General features: G+C 50.3%; 1 protein-coding gene. It reads right to left on the bottom strand.

Going from position 1 to position 741, the window contains the following annotated elements; genetic code table 11:
* The coding region (locus AB9F26_RS22160) for an Orn/Lys/Arg decarboxylase N-terminal domain-containing protein (RefSeq protein ID WP_369769119.1) at window positions 1–592 on the bottom strand (592 nt) is incomplete at its 3' end.
* Window positions 593–741: the final 149 nt, after the last annotated feature.

Raw genomic sequence — 741 nt, forward strand, 5'->3', positions numbered from 1 at the left:
CGGCGCGCAGCATGTTTTCGCCGTAAAACTGGTGGTACATCTGTCCAATCGGGCTTTTCAGAAATGCCACACCGCCGGAATGCCCCGGACAGTGCCACGAGTACGATCCGTCTTCTGCATAGTCGAGAAGCGCCTTGAAGAACGGCGGTTGAATGCTTTCCAAATAGGTCTTGGCATCGTGAATGATATGACGGGCGACAAATTCTGGCGTGTCTTCGAACGTGTGAATGAACCCGTGCAATTCGCGCAAAATATCATTGGGCAGGTGGCGGCTGGTCTTGGTTTCGCCGTAGATATAAATCGGCACATCTTTGTTCTTCCAACGCACCTCTTCAATGAAGGTCCGCAGGTTCAAGACGGCAGGGTCCAGATCGGGACCGGTTGTGAATTCCTCATCGTCTATGGACAGCACAAAGGCACTGGCGCGGGATTGTTGTTGAGCAAATTTCGATAGATCGCCATAGCTGGTCGTACCCAGCACTTCGAAGCCTTCTTTCTCGATGGCTTCTGCAATGGCACGGATACCCAAGCCCGAAGAATTGTCTGATCTGAAATCTTCATCGATGATGACAATTGGAAAGCGAAATTTCATTAAAAGCTCCAAAATGACGGCGGCGAACGATGTATTTTCTCCGGGTTCGCTTCATTCATCGCAAGCCGGAAATTGAGCGACGTCGTTCCTTTAATCCGAGCGCCGTCGAATCAAGACACCCGTGTTTTACTATTTGGGTCAAAAAAGCC

The sequence above is a fragment of the Falsihalocynthiibacter sp. BN13B15 genome, assembly GCF_041205415.1.
GTDB classification, from domain to species: domain Bacteria; phylum Pseudomonadota; class Alphaproteobacteria; order Rhodobacterales; family Rhodobacteraceae; genus Falsihalocynthiibacter; species Falsihalocynthiibacter arcticus.